This is a genomic window from Annamia dubia NIES-4383 (assembly GCF_055394725.1).
The window spans coordinates 2848918-2865623 of the sequence record NZ_AP025630.1 but is presented as its reverse complement, the minus strand read 5'-3'; the positions used below and the strand labels follow the sequence as shown (position 1 = coordinate 2865623).

The window sequence follows — 16706 nt, the reverse complement described above, 5'->3', positions numbered from 1 at the left end:
TTATCAATTGTCCATTGTCAATTGTCAATTAATCTTCTTCCCATTGGACTAAGCCTTCATATTGATCAGCAGTTAATGTTTCCGCTAAAGATGCTTCGGGATCATCCATTCTGACTTTTAAAAACCAACCGTCACCGTAGGGATCTTCGCAGATCAGATCTGGAGAATCCATCGCTGCGTCATTTCGCTCGATCACCGTACCAGAAACCGGAGAAATTAAGCTTTCAACCGCTTTAACTGATTCGATCGTGCCAAAATTATCTCCACTTTTGATCGCATCGCCAACTTCAGGTAATTCGACAAACACAATATCTCCCAGTTGATCTAAAGCAAAAGAACTTAGGCCGATGGTAGCGATTTCACCCTCTAAGCGTACATATTCATGGGTATCAAGATATCTCAAATCCTGTGGATAATTAAGCATTTCCATTAATTTTTCCTTATTTATAAGTAAAATATTTAATCTTAAATTTAATCTTACTGAATAATTGTTAATTTTTGATCAATTGGGTTAAGATTTGATCAAAACAAAAAAAGACTTAGTTTTATTTTTAACAATTAATCACTTAAAGTTAAAATTTCTACGCCTTCATGTGTTACGGCAATGGTATGTTCAAATTGAGCGGAAAGTTTACGATCTTTTGTTACGGCCGTCCAGCCATCATCTAACATTTCAGCTTCATAAGTGCCTTCATTAATCATTGGTTCAATGGTAAAAACCATGCCCGGCCGTATTTTTTTACCCGTACCTTTTTCTCCAAAATGGGGGACTTGGGGCGCAGTATGGAAAACTCGGTTAATGCCATGGCCGACAAAATCCCTAACTACGGAAAAACCATAACCTTCGGCGTGTTCTTGAATGGCCGCTCCAATATCTCCGATGCGGCCATTGGGTTTGACGGCTTCAATCCCTCTATATAAACATTCTTGTGTGATTTTAACTAATTTTTGCGCGATCGCTGATGTTTCTCCCACGAAAAAGGTACGGGAGGTATCACCATGATAGCCGTCCACAATGGGAGTTACATCAATATTAATAATATCACCCTCCTTCAAAATAACTTTAGGGCTTGGAATACCATGACAAATTACTTCATTAATACTGGTGCAAATGGATTTAGGAAAGTGATTTTTCCCTACTTTATAACCTAAAGGTGCGCTAACCGCTCCATGAGCTTTAGTCCATTTTTCGGCTTCATCATTTAATTCTTGGGTGGTAACTCCGGGTTGTACCATTGGCGCAAGATGATCTAATAATTGGGAAGCTAAACGTCCGGCTTGACGCATTTTGTCAATTTCTCGTTTTGAGAGTAGGGTGATTCGATCTGACATAGATTAGAATAATCTTTGATTGATAAAGTATATTTATAATTAATTTTACCAGTAAGAGGCAACAGATAAATTAAAACCTAATTAATTATTAATTATCAATTAATATTATGGATGCGCAAACATTTTTAAAACAATATTCTGTTCATAAACGTCAATTTCCTTGGATTAATTTAATTAATGTCAATTTAACAGAGGCTTAATCTTTAGTGGCATAATAGAATTATTATTTTAATCAATTTTTATTAACATAAAGTCAAGAAATGTCAAATCAAGTTATTGAAATTTTGTCAGCCGAAGAAATCCGTAGAATGATTAATCGTTTGGCTTCTCAAGTGATTGAAAAAGTACAAGATTTATCTAAATTAGTTTTAATTGGTATTCATACTAGGGGTTTTCCTTTGGCTAAATTAATTGCCAGTCAAATTGAACTTTTAGAAGGCATAAAAGTACCTGTGGGAGCATTAGATATTACTTTTTATCGAGATGATTTAGATCAGATTGCAACACGCACTCCTCATCAGACTAATATTCCTTTAGATTTAACTGGTAAAGTGGTTATTTTAGTGGATGATGTTATCTATAAAGGAAGAACGATCCGAGCGGCCTTAAATGCAGTCAGCGATCATGGACGACCTCAAGTTATTCGTCTTTTAGTATTAGTTGATCGTGGTCATCGGGAGTTACCAATTCGGCCTGATTTTACTGGCAAAAAATTGCCCACCGCACAGGAAGAAAATGTGAAATTTTATATTCAAGAAATTGACGCAAAAGATTGTGTTGAATTAATCCCCCGTCAATTTACTGAAACTACTTTTTGACGGAAAAATTGTTTACCTTTACCCCCTACCCCTCTCCCACAGGGAGAGAGGAGGCTTTTTACTAATATTAATTAATCTTCAATACAAATACGTTGCCAAGCTACCCATTCAGTTTCTTCATCATCATCTTCATCATCATAAAATTCTTCGTCAGTATATTCAACTAAATAGGTATCACCGTCAATTTCTAAAATTTCTGCTTCATACCATTCCCCATCACTATATAAAACTTCCACTTCATCCCCTACCTCATATTTACTTCTGGCTACCCTGATATTTTTACTCTTAATCCACTCATCTTCACTCGGATCATTATCATAAAGATAACGTACTAAATACAAATCTCCTTGGATTTCTCGAATGGTGACAGCATACCAATAGTCTTCACTTAAGGCTTCTGCCTGATCTCCTACTTTAAATGCACCACTACCGCCTTGAGCAGAGGGAGAGGAAGCGTCAGCAGTGGGCTGAGGTTCATTTTTGACGGCTTCATAAGCTTTTAAAATTAAACTTCTGGCCACAGTTTGAATGCCCGTATGTTCATAATAATTAGTAGTTTGATCAATAAAAGCGGCCACAAAATCTAAATTATCATCTACTACTTGAATAAAACTACCTATTTTTTGAAAAATCGCATTAGGTGTTACTCCAGTTTTGCTAATTAACCCATTCATCCAAGTTTGAACTGCGTTAAAACTTTGGGTAATAAAACCAAATTTACTACTGTTATTATCACCGGGTAAACTATTACTAATTGAGTTAAAAATGGCGTTATCTTTAACTAAAGAATCATCTCCTCCATCAATAATTGAATGAATTTTAGTCAAAAAATCAGGGCCTAAAGGTAATAGGCCATCTAAACAAACTAAAGCACCCATTCTTAACAAAGAAGCATCGGTATAATTATTAGTTAAAGACTCAACAAAAGCTTGGGGATTAGGTTCGGGCATTCCATTAATTTTACAAAAAGCAATAATTTCAATCACTACTTTTAATAATAAATCAATAGTTTGAGTCGTGTCAGCTTTAGGGGTAATGTTATTCAAAAAAGAAAGAAATGCTATTTTTTCTCCTACTTTATTCGCTAAGGCCGCAGTCGCCATAGCAGTATCAGCTTTATCTACTATTCGATAGAGAGAAACAGCACTTTTATAACCGTTTTTATCATCTTCATAAAGTGCCAACGCTTTTTCTTTAATCCGTTGAATTTTAGCAGGATCATGTTCTCCTGTAACTACTCGAATTGTTTGATCAAAACCAATCGTATTTGTCCATTGTCCGGGAGCAACAAAATCTAATGCTTTGAGAACTTTAACTGTAATGTTATCGCTAGGAAGTTGGTCAACAAGTTGAATAATTGATTGAGTCATAATTAATTAATGTTGAGATTTGTTAATAATTTGTTAGGTTTAGAATTGATTGTTGGTAGATTCAAAAAGTTTTTTATTTTTTAAATACAACTAAGGGTAGATGATCAATTTAATTATTATAAATCAATTTTTCATTTTTCAAGAAAATGTAACATTTTGTTAATTATAAATAATTACATATTTTCCTATTAATTGTTGAGGTTTTAAACTTAATTAACTAATGGTCAATTATTAATTGTCAACGCATAAATTAGTTTTTACCCAAAAAATTAACGTTTTTTTTATTACTTTTATAATATGTCTAATTTGTTAAACTTAAATTTAACTTCAATTTTAATTTTAATTTTCTTTTTATCCTGACTTTTTTAAGAAGTTTAATCACCCCTCTGCCTACTCAAGAGAGGGGTTTAGGGAGGGTGGTTAAATAATTTTTTCTAAACCATAAACCAAATTTTGTAACTCGGTAATTTTTCTAATACATAATAAAACTCCGGGCATATAACAGGTGCGATCGCTGGTATCATGGCGCAAAGTATAAATTTCCCCCATAGAGCCAAAAATCACCTCTTGATGAGCAATTAACCCAGGTAATCTAATACTATGGATCCTGATATTATCATCCCCTAGACAGCCCCTCGCCCCCGTTAAATGCTCTTTTTCCTCCACTAAAGGCTGATTATAAGTTTTACCCAGATTAGCTAACATTTGAGCGGTTTTAATGGCTGTACCGCTTGGTGCGTCTGCTTTTTGATTATGATGTAATTCAATAATCTCCACATTGTCAAAATATTTTGAGGCTTGGATCGCCGCCTGTTGTAATAACACCATGCCAATGGAAAAATTAGGAATAATTAATACTCCCGTACTAGCTTTTTGGGCAAATTCCCCCAGATCATTAATTTGATCATTGCTTAAGCCTGTTGTGCCTACCACTGGCCGCACACCGTAGGCGATGGCCGCACGCACATTTTCGTAGACGCTACTAGGATGGGTAAAATCAACCATTACCCCTTGGATTTTCTCTTGAGTAGCCAAAACAAGGGTACTTTGGAGATCATTGACGATCGGCACTTCCACCGCCCCACAACCGGCCACTTCTCCCGCATCTTGCCCTAATAAAGCTGGATTTTTGTCCACCGCGCCCACTAAAATCATGTCAGAAGCCCCTGCAACGGCTTTGATCACTTCACGCCCCATTTTGCCACCTGCGCCGTTGACGACTACAGGTATTTTATTTTCATTGCTCATTTTTTTTAGTAATATTGTTTAAATTATCATTCAAAATTATATATCCTGCATTCCGCACTTGAAAACGTAGCATATAAGTAATATCAATAATATTCAGCTTAGTCAAAAAGTTGGATGCTCCCTTTTTAAGTAGTTAATAATTGTTGATGTAATAAAGCTTGATCAATGATTGATTGTAATTTTAAATCGCTTAAAATTTGGGGTTTTTCATAATAGTTTAACCATGTTTCATAAATAATGTTAGCATCATCGGGTATTTGCGCTAATTCCCAACCAAATAAATCCAATTCTTTCATTAATTGACTAACTTTTGGATCATAACTTAAGGGAAAACAAGCACATTGATGAGCTAAAGCCATAATTAGACTATGATAGCGCATTCCAATGGTAAAATCTACTTGTTTAAATATGCCTTTTAACTGTCTTGGATCGGTTATATTTAATATTTGGTAATTATGTTCTAATTGAGATGCAATTATCTGAGCGATCGCTCCATCTTGAGACTTTTGAAAAGGTAATAATAAAATAAAACTATCCGTAGTTTTTTGTAATAATTTTAAAGCGGAAATAAGTAAATTTAATTTATTATTTGTTAATAAAGGATGGGGGCGTAAATTAACAGCAATAATTGGCTTTTTAATATTAGTTAAATCATCAATATTTGTTTCTGTTAAAGCCCAAACCGGATCGGGGGCTACAAGGGGAGAAAAACCCCAATTTTTAAGCATTTGTGCTGAAGAATTATCCCTGACACTAATTTTTTCACAGCCTAATAATACTGTTTTCGTTAACCAACGGGCAAAAGAGGTTTTTAAAGGACCTATTCCTTGACTCCAAGCAATAGTTTTTAAGCCATTTTTTTGAGCATAGGCCATCAATCCGGCGTAATAAATAGGGCTAGTAAAACTCGTTACATCCTGCATTAAACTCCCACCACCCCAAATAAAATAATCGGCTTTTTTGATGGCTTCATTAATCGCAAAAGCATCTTTTCTATTAATAGTTAATACTTGATAAGTTTGGCTAGTTTCTGTTGGATTACCTGATAAAACAATGGGTTGAATATTAGGGGGTAACATTTGTAATAAGGATAATAATAAAGCCTCATCTCCGGCATTTCCTAATCCATAATAACCGCATAAAATTGCTTTTTTCATAATTAATTTTTTTCGTTGTTGATTATTTGTTATTGGTTACTGATGACTGAAATTTAGATAGATTCATCTACCGTTAAACCTCCTTTTAAAAAGATTTTTGGTAAATTTAAAATACTCATCATTTTACCATGATTATAATTAGCCGCACCCAATAAATATTCATCATTAATTGAATGAATGGCCGTAGGTACGGATGTAATTTCGGCGGGATTTAAAAACATCACATCACAAACTTGTTTAACCATTAATCCTGCTACAATTCCTTCAACATTTACCACAATTGCCTTTGGATTGTCACTGATTCCTCCTAAGTTTAAATTTAATAACTCCCGAATATCAATTAAAGTTAAAATTTCTCCTCTTAAATTCATATTTCCAATAATATGAGGTGGACAACAAGGGATTGGAGTTACTTTTTTTATATCAGTAAATTCCTGTACAATATTAAGATCAATTCCAAAAAATTCATCGTTTAACATGATTACCGCTAAGGGTTTTAAGCCTGTTAAATCTTCACTTTCTACTGATAGTCTTAAATTTTCGGCTCGTTGATGGAAAATTGCTTTTTCTTCGGCCGTTGCATGGGGACAAAAAACTCTTTTTTCTGATAATTTATCTAAATTAAAATTATCAATTAATACCTCATTTTTTTCGGTTAAATTATCAGTAGAAATTGCACTTTGTACATAAGTAATTAATTTATCTACTTCTAATAAAAAGATAATATCATCGTCATATTTAGCTACTCCTTGAAGAAAAATATTCTTTTTGCCTTGATAATTTGCTTTGACATAATCTCGCCCATAATTAAGATCAGAAGTAATATTTTCACTTGTTAAATTTCTAACTTCATGAACTTGATTAACAATAATCCCAATGGTAAAATTACCAACTTTTAAAACTATCACACTATCTGTTAATTGATAATCTTGTGAATGAAAACCAAAACGCAAATTAAGATCCATAATTGGCAAAATTTGACCTCTTAAATTTACGACTCCTACTATATCTAAAGGTGATTCTGGAATGGTAGTTAATTCAGGTAAGAAAAAGATTTCTTCTACTACAAAAGTATCAATTCCATAGAGAGATTGATTTAAAGTAAATGTTAAATAAGGATGATTTTTCATAATGTTTTAAGCTCCCAATAATGATAATTCTTTTTCAATTTGTAAACAAAGTTCGGTAGATGTTAAATGATGCCCTTCTATGGGGAGACTAGGCTTCATTTTTTTGAGAATTGATAGGGCAGTTTGATACATTTTTTTACTTTTTTCTAAGTTAGATTCTTGACGATAAAGATAGGCCATTCCTAAATAGGCAGTAATGGCACTATTATCTAAATAAATAATCTTTTTAAAATAGGTTTTAGCCGATTCAATATCTTGAGTTTCCTCGGCTATTTCTGCTAATAAATAATAAACTTTAAGATAAAATGGGTCAAGATTAATTATTTTTTGACAATATTTTTTGGCTTCATGATATTGTGCCATATTTGCTAATATTTTGGCTTTTAAATAATAACCTTTTAATGATTTTGAGTTAATTTTGAGGGCTTGATCTACCATTTTCAGGGATAGGGTATATTGTTTATGATTAAACTGTTCTTGTGCTAAATTTAATAAATTTGATTCTGATAATTTAGATAAATTAGGATCGCTTGTTTGGGAATTAAAGGTTGGATTTGTTTTTGGGATTTTAGGTTCTATTGTAGGAGAATTAACTTCAAGATTAACGGGGTTTAATGGATAATTAGGTAAAGGGTAATTGTCAGTTTTAAAAATAGTTTCTGGCTTTTGATAAACAATTGATTCTTGAAAAATTTTTGTTTCCAAATCGCTTAAATTTTGTCCATATAATTCAGCATGACCTGTTAATAAATAGCCTAAATTATTTAAAGTTTTAATAAATTTTTCTAAAATTAATCCAATGGTTTCTTTACTAAAATAAATAAAAACATTGCGACAAATAATTAAATCAAAATTGTTAATTAAACCGTGTGTTTGAGGAAAATAATCGGTTTTTAAATTTAAAATTTCAAATTGGGTCATGTGACGAATATTAGCATTAATTTGATAATTATGATTAATTTTATGGAAGTATTTTTTAATAATTTTTTCATCTAAACTACGAAAAGACCAAGGGCTATAGATCCCTTGTTTCGCTTTTTCAATTGCATTTTGATTTAAGTCTGTGGCTAATAAATTAAGATTCCATTGATCAATATCTTCAATTAATTCTTGTAATAAAATAGCTAAAGAATAGGGTTCTTCTCCAGTGGAACATCCCGCGCTCCAAATTCTGAGATGTTTCTGGGCTTTTTTGCGTTTAATTAAATCAGGTAATAGGTGATTTTTGAGGAGTAAAAATTGACCTTGATCCCGAAAAAAATAACTTTCAGTATTAGTAATAATTGTGGCTAATTCTTTCCATTCATTTTGACTGATAAAGTCCAATTTATTTAATAAATAATAATATTCTTCGGCTGAATTGAGATGGAGAATTTTAAGACGATCTTGAATTTTTTTGACAAAACTTTCTTCTTCAGACATTCTAATTTTTAAGCCTGTCTGTTTTTCAATTAAATTGATTAATATTTGTTTAATTTGTTCGGGGATAGGGGGGGGGTTAAACACTCTTTTAAATTCTCCTTCAAAATGTTTTTATTTATTAGTAATTATTCTTCACTTTGGGTCAGGAAAGGAATAGAAATAACAAATTCTGTTCCCTGTCCCATTTGAGAAAAACATTCAATATTACCTTTATGGCGATCGACAATAATTTGATAACTAATAGATAAGCCTAAACCTGTTCCTTTACCAACGGGTTTAGTTGTAAAAAATGGGTCAAAAATGTGTTTTAAATTTTCTGGTTCAATTCCTTCTCCATTATCTTTAATTTTTATAATGACATATTTTTCAGAATTATTTTTAATTTCAATACTACTAGAAATGATCATACAAGGTTTGGGATGATTTTGCATAGCATCAATACTATTGCTAATAATATTCATAAAGACTTGATTTAATTGCCCTGGATAACATTCAATTTTAGGAATTTCTTGATAATTTTTAATAATTTCGATCGCAGGTTGATCGGCTTTAGCTTTTAAACGATTTTGTAAAATTAATAAAGTGCTGTCAATGCCTTCATGAATATCCGCAAATTTCATATCAGCTTCATCTAAACGGGAAAAATTGCGTAAAGATAAAACAATTTCCCTAATTCTATTCGCTCCAACCTGCATAGAAACAACCGTTTTTGGTAAATCTTCCATGATAAATTCTAAATCTATTTCTTCTTCTAATTGTTGAATTTCTGTATCATTTTCCGGTATTTTTGAACGATAAATTTCTACCAATTGTAATAAATCAAAAATATATTCATTTGTATAGTTTAAATTCCCCGTAATAAAGTTAACTGGATTATTAATTTCATGGGCAATTCCTGCTACCATTTGCCCTAAAGAAGACATTTTTTCTGTTTGAATTAATTGGGTTTGTGCCTGTTTTAATTCATGTAAAGCTAACTGTAATTGTTGGGCTTGAGTTTGGGCGGCCAAAGCGGTGGCACTGGCTTGAGCAAAGGCTTCAGCCTGATCAATTGCTAAAGCTAATTGATCCACTACTCCCTGTAATAATTCTATTTCTAAAGCATTCCATTGTCTAGCTGACTGAGAACTACAAGCGATCGCCCCCAAATTTTCAGAACGAGTTTTTAAAGGAATTAATAAAATTGCTTTTAACTTTAAATCAGACATTAATTGAATAAATTTTTCTTGTTTTTCCCCCCGCTCAAAAGGTAATAAATCATGGTCAATATTATCAATTCTAATATTATGTAATTGTTCAATTTTTTCACCGATAATTTCTAATTGTTCAGGGGAACATTGACTAATTGGTTTAATTTCTGGTTTTTCAAGTCTTGATTCATGGGAGATCATCACACTATTTAATCCCCCCTGACTCCAACACCATAAATAATAACAATAATCTACATCTAATAAACTGCGAATTTCACTCACGGCATTTTTTAAAATAGTATCTAAATCTAAAGAATTACGAATTTCATTAGCTAACTTAAATAATAAAGCTTCCCTTCTTGATAATAAAGCAGTTTTAATTTTAGCTCGATCGATAGCCAAAGCTATCATTTGAGCGATCGCTTTTAAAGAATGATCTAATTCTATACTAACAGGAATAGGAAACCATAAAGCAAAAATTCCAATCAATTCTTGATCTATAATTAAAGGATAACCCTGAAAATAAATCAAAGATTGCTCCCCATCAACTGATAATAAATTATCATCCCTTTCCATCATTAAAGACTGCAAACCTTCAGCAAAATTTACCTCAAATTGAGATAATAAACTCCATTTTAAAAAATTAGAATTTAACTTAAGATTAGATAAAAATTGACCAGTTTGAGCCAATAAACCTACCAAAGAATGTTCTAAAGATAAATAACGAAGATTAAAAATATTTTGTCCATTTTCCCCATTAGATTCTAAATTAACCTTAGTAGGTAATAACTCAGGATAATTTTCCTTAAAATCACAACTAATAGACATCCCTTGTAATTCTAATTGTTTTAATTGATGACTATAAATCCAAATTCCACTTAATAAAATATCCAATTGTGAAACTAATATCTCAATACATTTTTGTAAACTAATTTCCAGTTGATTTTCCTGAGCCAAAATAGTTGTTATTTTAGGAAAAAGTTTCATTAATTTTTCAAAATATTGAGATTGTTCAAGATCACGAAAAAAAATAAAAACACCCTCACCCCAAGGAGAAATTTCCACCCCCCACCACTTTTGTTTTTGAGGATCAAAAACTTCAAAACAACTTTGCTCCCCCTCCTTGATCACCCGCCGTGACTCTTGTTGTAAAACTCCATCTTCCTCCTGCCATAAAGTACAAACTTTCGAGATCAACTGTCCTAATAATGGCTCTTGAGATGGCAAAAAAAGCTCCTGAGCCTTCTGATTAAAATAAATAACACGCCACTGTTGATCCAAGGCAAAACAGATTTGGGTGGTGTGATCTAAAAAATTAAATTCTGTCAGTTGAATCACCATTCTTGTTTTTTCCTCACAATTTGCCTTGAAATTTGCGATCGTAATGATTTAAGAATAAAATCCTACCCTTATCTTATCTCTAATTATCTCCTTTTGTAAAAGTCTTATGGCCTGATTTTTTTTGATAATATGATAAAATGGATAAAAAACAATCAATTCCTGATCTTGATCATCTTGAATCTTGACTAATCTATAATCTTTAACCTAATGGACAAGCCTACAATTTTAGCCGTTGATGATAGCAAAATTATGCAAGTTGAAATCAAACGAGCTTTAGAAAATAAATATCATGTGTTAGTTGCCGACAATGCCGTTGATGCTTTGTCCATTATTTATCATCAAAAGATTACCGCTTTATTATTAGATGTTTCAATGCCGGGAGTTGATGGCTTAGAATTATGTCGCACCGTGCGCAACCTTCCCCAATTTCATAGTTTACCCATCATCATGTTAACGGCTAGAGATGGCGCTTTTGATAAAGTTCAAGGGCGACTGGCCGGGGCTACGGAATATTTAACCAAACCTTTTGAGGAAGCAAATTTAATTGAAGTAATTAGTAAATTTGTACTATAAAATCCCGTGATCAACAGGGAACAGGCAACGGGAAAAAGTGACCAATAACCTTTAGTTTAACAATTGTCAATTGATCAGTTTCTTGATTTTTCGTTAAGTTTCCAATTAGATCAGATGATTGTCTCTACAATATTAATCAATCAATAATTATATAATTAGTAATTTGAAATTATGTTAGATACTCTAGATCTGGATTTATCTTTAGATAAAGAAACCTATCAGAACCAAATTGAAGATTTAATGAGTCAGTTGCGATCGCTACAAAATGCCTGTTGGCAACATCATTTACCCGTAACTGTCGTTTTAGAAGGCTGGGCGGCCGCCGGAAAAGGGGCTTTAGTCAAAAAAATGACTAACTACATGGATCCTCGTGGCTTTGCCGTTTTACCCATTTTAGAGCCATCCCCACGGGAAGAAAAATTCCCTTTTTTATGGCGTTTTTGGCATAAACTCCCCCCCAGAGGTAGTCTCGGTTTCTTTTATCATAGTTGGTATACCCATGTTTTAGAAGATCGACTTTTTGAAAAGGTATCTCCGGCGGATGTTCCCTTATTTATGCGAGAAATTAATGCTTTTGAGCGTCATTTAGTGGAAGATGGCATGGCGATCGCTAAATTTTGGATCCATTTATCCCGTAAAGAATTAAAAAAACGTCTGAAAAAATCGGCGGCCGATGAGTTAGAAGCATGGCGAGTACGTCCCGAAGACTGGCAACAGGAAAAGCGTTATGATGAATATTGTGCTTTGGCTGAAGATATGTTGATTTATACTAGCACGGGCGCAGCTCCTTGGATTTTAGTGGAAGGTAATTGTCAGCGTTGGGCTAGAGTTAAGGTATTATCCCAATTAGTGGCCACCATTGTGGAGGCTTTAGATAAACGTAAAATTAAACTGCCTACCCCCGATCTGCCTCCCCAACAAGAATTATTACCCAGCGAACCGGATTTTTTGGCCAAAGTTGATCTTAGTTTAAAATTAGAACCAGACGACTATAAAGAAAGACTACGCAACGCCCAATTAGAATTAAGAAAATTACAGTTAAAAATACATCAAAATAACTTACCCGTTTTACTTTTATTTGAAGGGTGGGATGCGGCCGGAAAAGGTGGCGCGATCAAGCGTTTAACCGATATTTTAGACCCCCGTAGTTATAAAGTAAATGCTTTTGCCGCCCCCACCCATGAAGAACATCAATATCATTATCTTTGGCGTTTTTCTCGTCATTTACCCGGTCAAGGCACGATCGGTATTTTTGATCGCAGTTGGTATGGTAGAGTTTTAGTGGAAAGAATTGAAGGCTTTGCTTCTGAAATAGAGTGGAGACGTTCCTATCAAGAAATTAATGAATTTGAATCTCAATTAACTCGCAAAGGTTACGTTTTAGTTAAATTTTGGTTACATATTAGCCCAGAAGAACAACTGGCAAGGTTTGAGAGTCGCAAAAATAACCAATTTAAAGATTATAAATTAACCGATGAAGATTGGCGCAACCGTGACCGATGGCCGTTATATTATGTGGCGGTTAATCAAATGATCGCCCGAACTAGCACCCCATCAGCCCCTTGGTCAATTGTACCCGCCAATGATAAATATTATGCAAGGGTTTTTGTGATTGAAACGGTGATTAATGCCATTAAGGCCGCCCTTTAACCTTAACTTGTATCCCTGAGTCAAGTAATCAGTAATTATTATCAATTATGATTTTCTAGGTATAAATGCTTACAGAAATTGGCAAAAAAAGGATCATGATTGGAGAAACCTCATTATTTTAATTATCTTGTAAATCTTTAATTGTTGTTAGGAGGACTTTAATTGTGTTAAATACTACTGGAGTTGGTCAAATGACATGGAAACCCAATAATGTTAATCTTGGGATTTTACATCTGAGGAATCATCCTTTAGAGCCTTGGCGGCCTTATACTGATTTTCCTGAACATCTTAAGCCCGATCCCCTTGGTTTTTCTCCGGGCTATGTAACATTTGTTCATCTTTTAAAGAAAAAATGGCAACATATCTAGTAATTTTTTTGATTTTGTGCTAAATATAGAAAGAGAATTTGTCATTCGTCATTTGTTCATTGTCATTTGATCGAGATCTAGGCGATCAGATTAAAATTTAGGAGTTATTTTTACTTTTCTTTGTTAAATCTGTAACTAGATCAAGATTGATTAGATAAACTTCCGATTTTGTTAAAATTTCGGAAGTTTATTTTTTTGATTTAATGGAAAAAGATTATAGATTTTTTTATTTTCAGAAGCTAAAAATTGTATTTTAAATTGTTAAAATTATGAGCAAGAGTAATTAGTAATTCTCAAAAAATAATCATTGCAAAAGCTTGTCAAGTTTAATTAATAAGAATAAGCCAATTATTTGAGAAGAATAACTTTTAATTTTACCTCTGAAAAAATGGGGTTTTTTATTATTAGCTAAAATTTGAGTTGAGTTTGCGGTAATTTCTTCATAAGCTTTATAAGTTATTGGAGATGTCTATTGTGTTTTAGGACGTGGAAATTGGGAGGGCGCTGGAAACTGTTGGACAGGTTCATTTTTTAAATAGTGATTCATATAATCACGCCAGATCGGGGCGGCCAGCCCCCCTCCCGTAGCTCCACTACCAATCCTACGATTAAAATTATCATTGCCGATCCACACCGCTACGGATAATTGTGGCACATACCCCACAAACCACACATCTTTTTCCGAGTCGGTAGTACCCGTTTTACCGGCCGCAGGACGGCCAATATTCGCCGCTTTAGCCGTACCTTCATTAATTACACCCTGTAAAACTGAAGTTAAAGAAGCTGTAGCCCAAGGATCTAAAACTAATTTAGGAGGGGCAGTATTATCTAATAACACATTGCCCTCACTATCGGTCACCCTTACCATCACAGTGGGATCAGAATACCAGCCATTACTAGCAAAAGTGGCATAAGCCCCGGCCATTTCCAAGGGGGTAACACCGATCGCACCTAAAGGCAAAGAAACAACAGGTTGTAAAGGACTTTTAATCCCTAAAGTGCGACAGTTAGCAATGACTTTATCTAAACCCACACTTTTACCCAACTTAATAGCCGGAACATTAAGAGATTTAATTAAAGCACCACGCAAAGACACAGGGCCAGAAAAACTACCACCATAGTTTTTTGGGCTATAATAACCGCTACCATCACGATAACTAACCGGACTATCATTAATCACACTATAGGGGGTATATTTCCCACTAGCAAAAGCCGTATAATAAACAAAAGGTTTAAAAGAAGAACCGGGCTGACGACGGGCTTGAGCCGCGCGATTAAATTGACTTTTCTGATAATCAACCGAGCCTACCAAAGCCTTGACAAAATGGGTGCGAGGATCTACGGCCGCTAAAGCCATTTGATCGGGATAATAACCCCTTGCTTTAACCTTCTGATGACTTCGGCGCAGAAAATCCTGCGCATATTTTTGTTCATTATAATCAACCGTAGTTTGAATTTGCATCCCCCCACGCACAACCGTATCTTCACCAAATCTTTCTTTTAACTCAGATACCACAGCCTCAGTGATCACCGGAAGGGAGCTACCTTGCCACGCCGTAGGTTTAGCTACCAATAGTTTTTGTTGATAGGCTTTTTTCCCTTCTTCTGGGGTGATCCAACCTAAAGAAACTAAGCGATCCAAAACTACTTTTTGCCGTTGTTTGGTTTCATCGTAATTGATAAAAGGACTATATTCTTCAGGTGCTTGAATTAAACCGGCCATGACGGAGGCCTCAGCTAAATCTAAATCTTTAGCATCTTTATCAAAATAGGTTTCCGCCGCCGTTTGAACACCATAATTATTATGACCCCAATAGATATTATTGAGGTACATTTCTAAAATTTCATCCTTGGTAAAAATTTGCTCAACTCTTACGGATAAAACGGCCTCTGCCAATTTACGATTATAAGATTTTTCCTGAGAAAGAAACAGGTTTTTGACTAACTGCATCGTTAAAGTAGATGCACCTTCTTTGACTCCTCCACTTTTATAGTTAATGACGATCGCCCTACCCACACTATAGGGATTAACCCCTTGATGATAATAAAAATGACTATCTTCAATGGCGATCACCGCCATTTTGAGATGGGGAGAAATTTGGTCTAAAGTAACATTTTTACGATTTTCTTCACCATGAAGACTAGCTAAAAGTTTACCTTTAATGTCATAAACGAATGAAGTCTCACTGGGAACAAAATTGCGTAAAACTCTCACGTCAGGAAGATTACGAAAACTCACTGCTAATCCTACCAGTCCTCCTGCTACGATCGAACTACCTAGCATGGTAAAGCCCAAAACCGTGCCACCAGCAACTTTAGCTATTCCTGCTATAAATTGCTTGAGGGATTGTAGTTGGGGTTGGTTTTTTTCTTTGCGGGAATCTCGCCGAATGGTGCTACTAGACGACACAGCTATTCACTTTCCTCTCTTAAAATATAAGGTTTAATTTATAAATTTAATAAATTTTGATTAATATAGGTGTTTGACCAGTGACCAGTTAATAGTTAAATTGGCTGTTTTCTGGTTAAATTTGGCTAACTTAAATTTTACGGAATTGATCAATTTTATTGTAATGTAGTTTTTTACTATTTTAGCTTTTTTTTAGCAAAATTAATAACATAACTTTGAATTTATGTTAACATAGTCTTTAAAATATTAGGTCTGCTGGTCTTTAATTTAGGATAGCGATCGCTTACACTACAATTGTTAAATTTTCCATTTACTTAAATAAAATTTAAGCTAATCTTTTAGAAAAAAGGACTCAGAATAATTATGTCTACTCAAACCATTGAAAAACCTTCTGTTTCTAATTCTACTGTGCGTAAGCCGGCCCCTCGTTATCGGGTCATGTTGCATAATGATGATTTTAATACGATGGAATATGTGGTGCAAACTTTGATGACAACGGTGGGGGGTTTGACTCAGGCTCAAGCCATTAATATTATGATGGAAGCTCATACTAATGGGATCGCTTTAGTTATCACCTGTGCTTTAGAACCTGCTGAATTTTATTGTGAAACTTTAAATAATCATGGGTTAAGTAGCACCATTGAACCAGATGAATAAGCCCCAAACCTTGAAGGCTTGGGCTACATAGACAATGACC

The 16706-nt window shown here is 34.0% G+C and carries 14 protein-coding genes; 5 read left to right on the top strand and 9 right to left on the bottom strand.

The window, feature by feature from the left end:
* Positions 1-28 precede the first annotated feature (28 nt).
* Together gcvH and map are read right to left on the bottom strand one after the other, a co-directional pair.
* On the bottom strand, positions 29-424 hold the full coding sequence (gene gcvH, locus Anndu_RS12905) for a glycine cleavage system protein GcvH (protein WP_464101592.1): 396 nt from the start codon (positions 422-424) through the stop codon (positions 29-31).
* 134 nt (positions 425-558) lie between these two features.
* Entirely contained in the window at positions 559-1332 is a 774-nt protein-coding gene (gene map / locus Anndu_RS12900) for a type I methionyl aminopeptidase (RefSeq protein ID WP_464101591.1), read from the bottom strand.
* A 260-nt stretch (positions 1333-1592) separates the two neighbouring features.
* Between map and pyrR the strand changes: the two genes are divergently transcribed.
* Positions 1593-2150, top strand: coding sequence for a bifunctional pyr operon transcriptional regulator/uracil phosphoribosyltransferase PyrR (gene pyrR, locus Anndu_RS12895; protein WP_464101590.1), 558 nt, complete (start codon positions 1593-1595; stop codon positions 2148-2150).
* A 71-nt stretch (positions 2151-2221) separates the two neighbouring features.
* Here pyrR and Anndu_RS12890 read toward each other — a convergent pair whose 3' ends face one another.
* The 6 genes from Anndu_RS12890 to Anndu_RS12865 all read right to left on the bottom strand — a co-directional run bounded on the left by Anndu_RS12890 (position 2222) and on the right by Anndu_RS12865 (position 11008).
* Positions 2222-3520, bottom strand: a complete 1299-nt coding sequence (locus tag Anndu_RS12890) for an agenet domain-containing protein (RefSeq protein WP_464101589.1) — start codon at positions 3518-3520, stop codon at positions 2222-2224.
* A gap of 420 nt (positions 3521-3940) precedes the next feature.
* A complete protein-coding gene (gene dapB, locus Anndu_RS12885; protein ID WP_464101588.1) occupies positions 3941-4768 on the bottom strand; it encodes a 4-hydroxy-tetrahydrodipicolinate reductase in 828 nt (275 codons plus the stop codon).
* Positions 4769-4893: 125 nt separating this feature from the next.
* Entirely contained in the window at positions 4894-5925 is a 1032-nt protein-coding gene (csaB, locus tag Anndu_RS12880) for a polysaccharide pyruvyl transferase CsaB (protein ID WP_464101587.1), read from the bottom strand.
* A gap of 53 nt (positions 5926-5978) precedes the next feature.
* A complete protein-coding gene (locus Anndu_RS12875; protein WP_464101586.1) occupies positions 5979-7055 on the bottom strand; it encodes a chemotaxis protein CheW in 1077 nt (358 codons plus the stop codon).
* Between the two features lie 6 nt (positions 7056-7061).
* The gene (locus tag Anndu_RS12870) at positions 7062-8561 is read right to left on the bottom strand and encodes a CheR family methyltransferase (RefSeq protein ID WP_464101585.1); all 1500 of its coding nucleotides are present in this window, start codon (positions 8559-8561) and stop codon (positions 7062-7064) included.
* Positions 8562-8602: 41 nt separating this feature from the next.
* Complete coding sequence (locus Anndu_RS12865; protein ID WP_464101584.1) at positions 8603-11008, bottom strand: ATP-binding protein; 2406 nt, start codon at positions 11006-11008, stop codon at positions 8603-8605.
* Positions 11009-11215: 207 nt separating this feature from the next.
* Between Anndu_RS12865 and Anndu_RS12860 the strand changes: the two genes are divergently transcribed.
* The 3 genes from Anndu_RS12860 (at position 11216) to Anndu_RS12850 (ending at position 13599) form a co-directional block, all read left to right on the top strand.
* Positions 11216-11581 carry a response regulator gene (locus tag Anndu_RS12860; protein ID WP_464101583.1) on the top strand — a complete coding sequence of 122 codons (366 nt, stop codon included), beginning with the start codon at positions 11216-11218 and terminating at the stop codon, positions 11579-11581.
* Between the two features lie 171 nt (positions 11582-11752).
* Positions 11753-13231: a polyphosphate:AMP phosphotransferase gene (gene pap, locus Anndu_RS12855; RefSeq protein WP_464101582.1), complete on the top strand. Its 1479-nt coding sequence runs from the start codon at positions 11753-11755 to the stop codon at positions 13229-13231.
* A gap of 164 nt (positions 13232-13395) precedes the next feature.
* Positions 13396-13599, top strand: a complete 204-nt coding sequence (locus Anndu_RS12850) for a hypothetical protein (RefSeq protein ID WP_464101581.1) — start codon at positions 13396-13398, stop codon at positions 13597-13599.
* A 469-nt stretch (positions 13600-14068) separates the two neighbouring features.
* Here Anndu_RS12850 and Anndu_RS12845 read toward each other — a convergent pair whose 3' ends face one another.
* Positions 14069-16009 (bottom strand): transglycosylase domain-containing protein, encoded by a 1941-nt coding sequence (locus Anndu_RS12845; protein WP_464101580.1) that lies wholly within the window; start codon positions 16007-16009, stop codon positions 14069-14071.
* Positions 16010-16372: 363 nt separating this feature from the next.
* Between Anndu_RS12845 and clpS the strand changes: the two genes are divergently transcribed.
* Entirely contained in the window at positions 16373-16666 is a 294-nt protein-coding gene (gene clpS / locus Anndu_RS12840; protein ID WP_464101579.1) for an ATP-dependent Clp protease adapter ClpS, read from the top strand.
* The last annotated feature ends 40 nt before the right edge of the window (positions 16667-16706 follow it).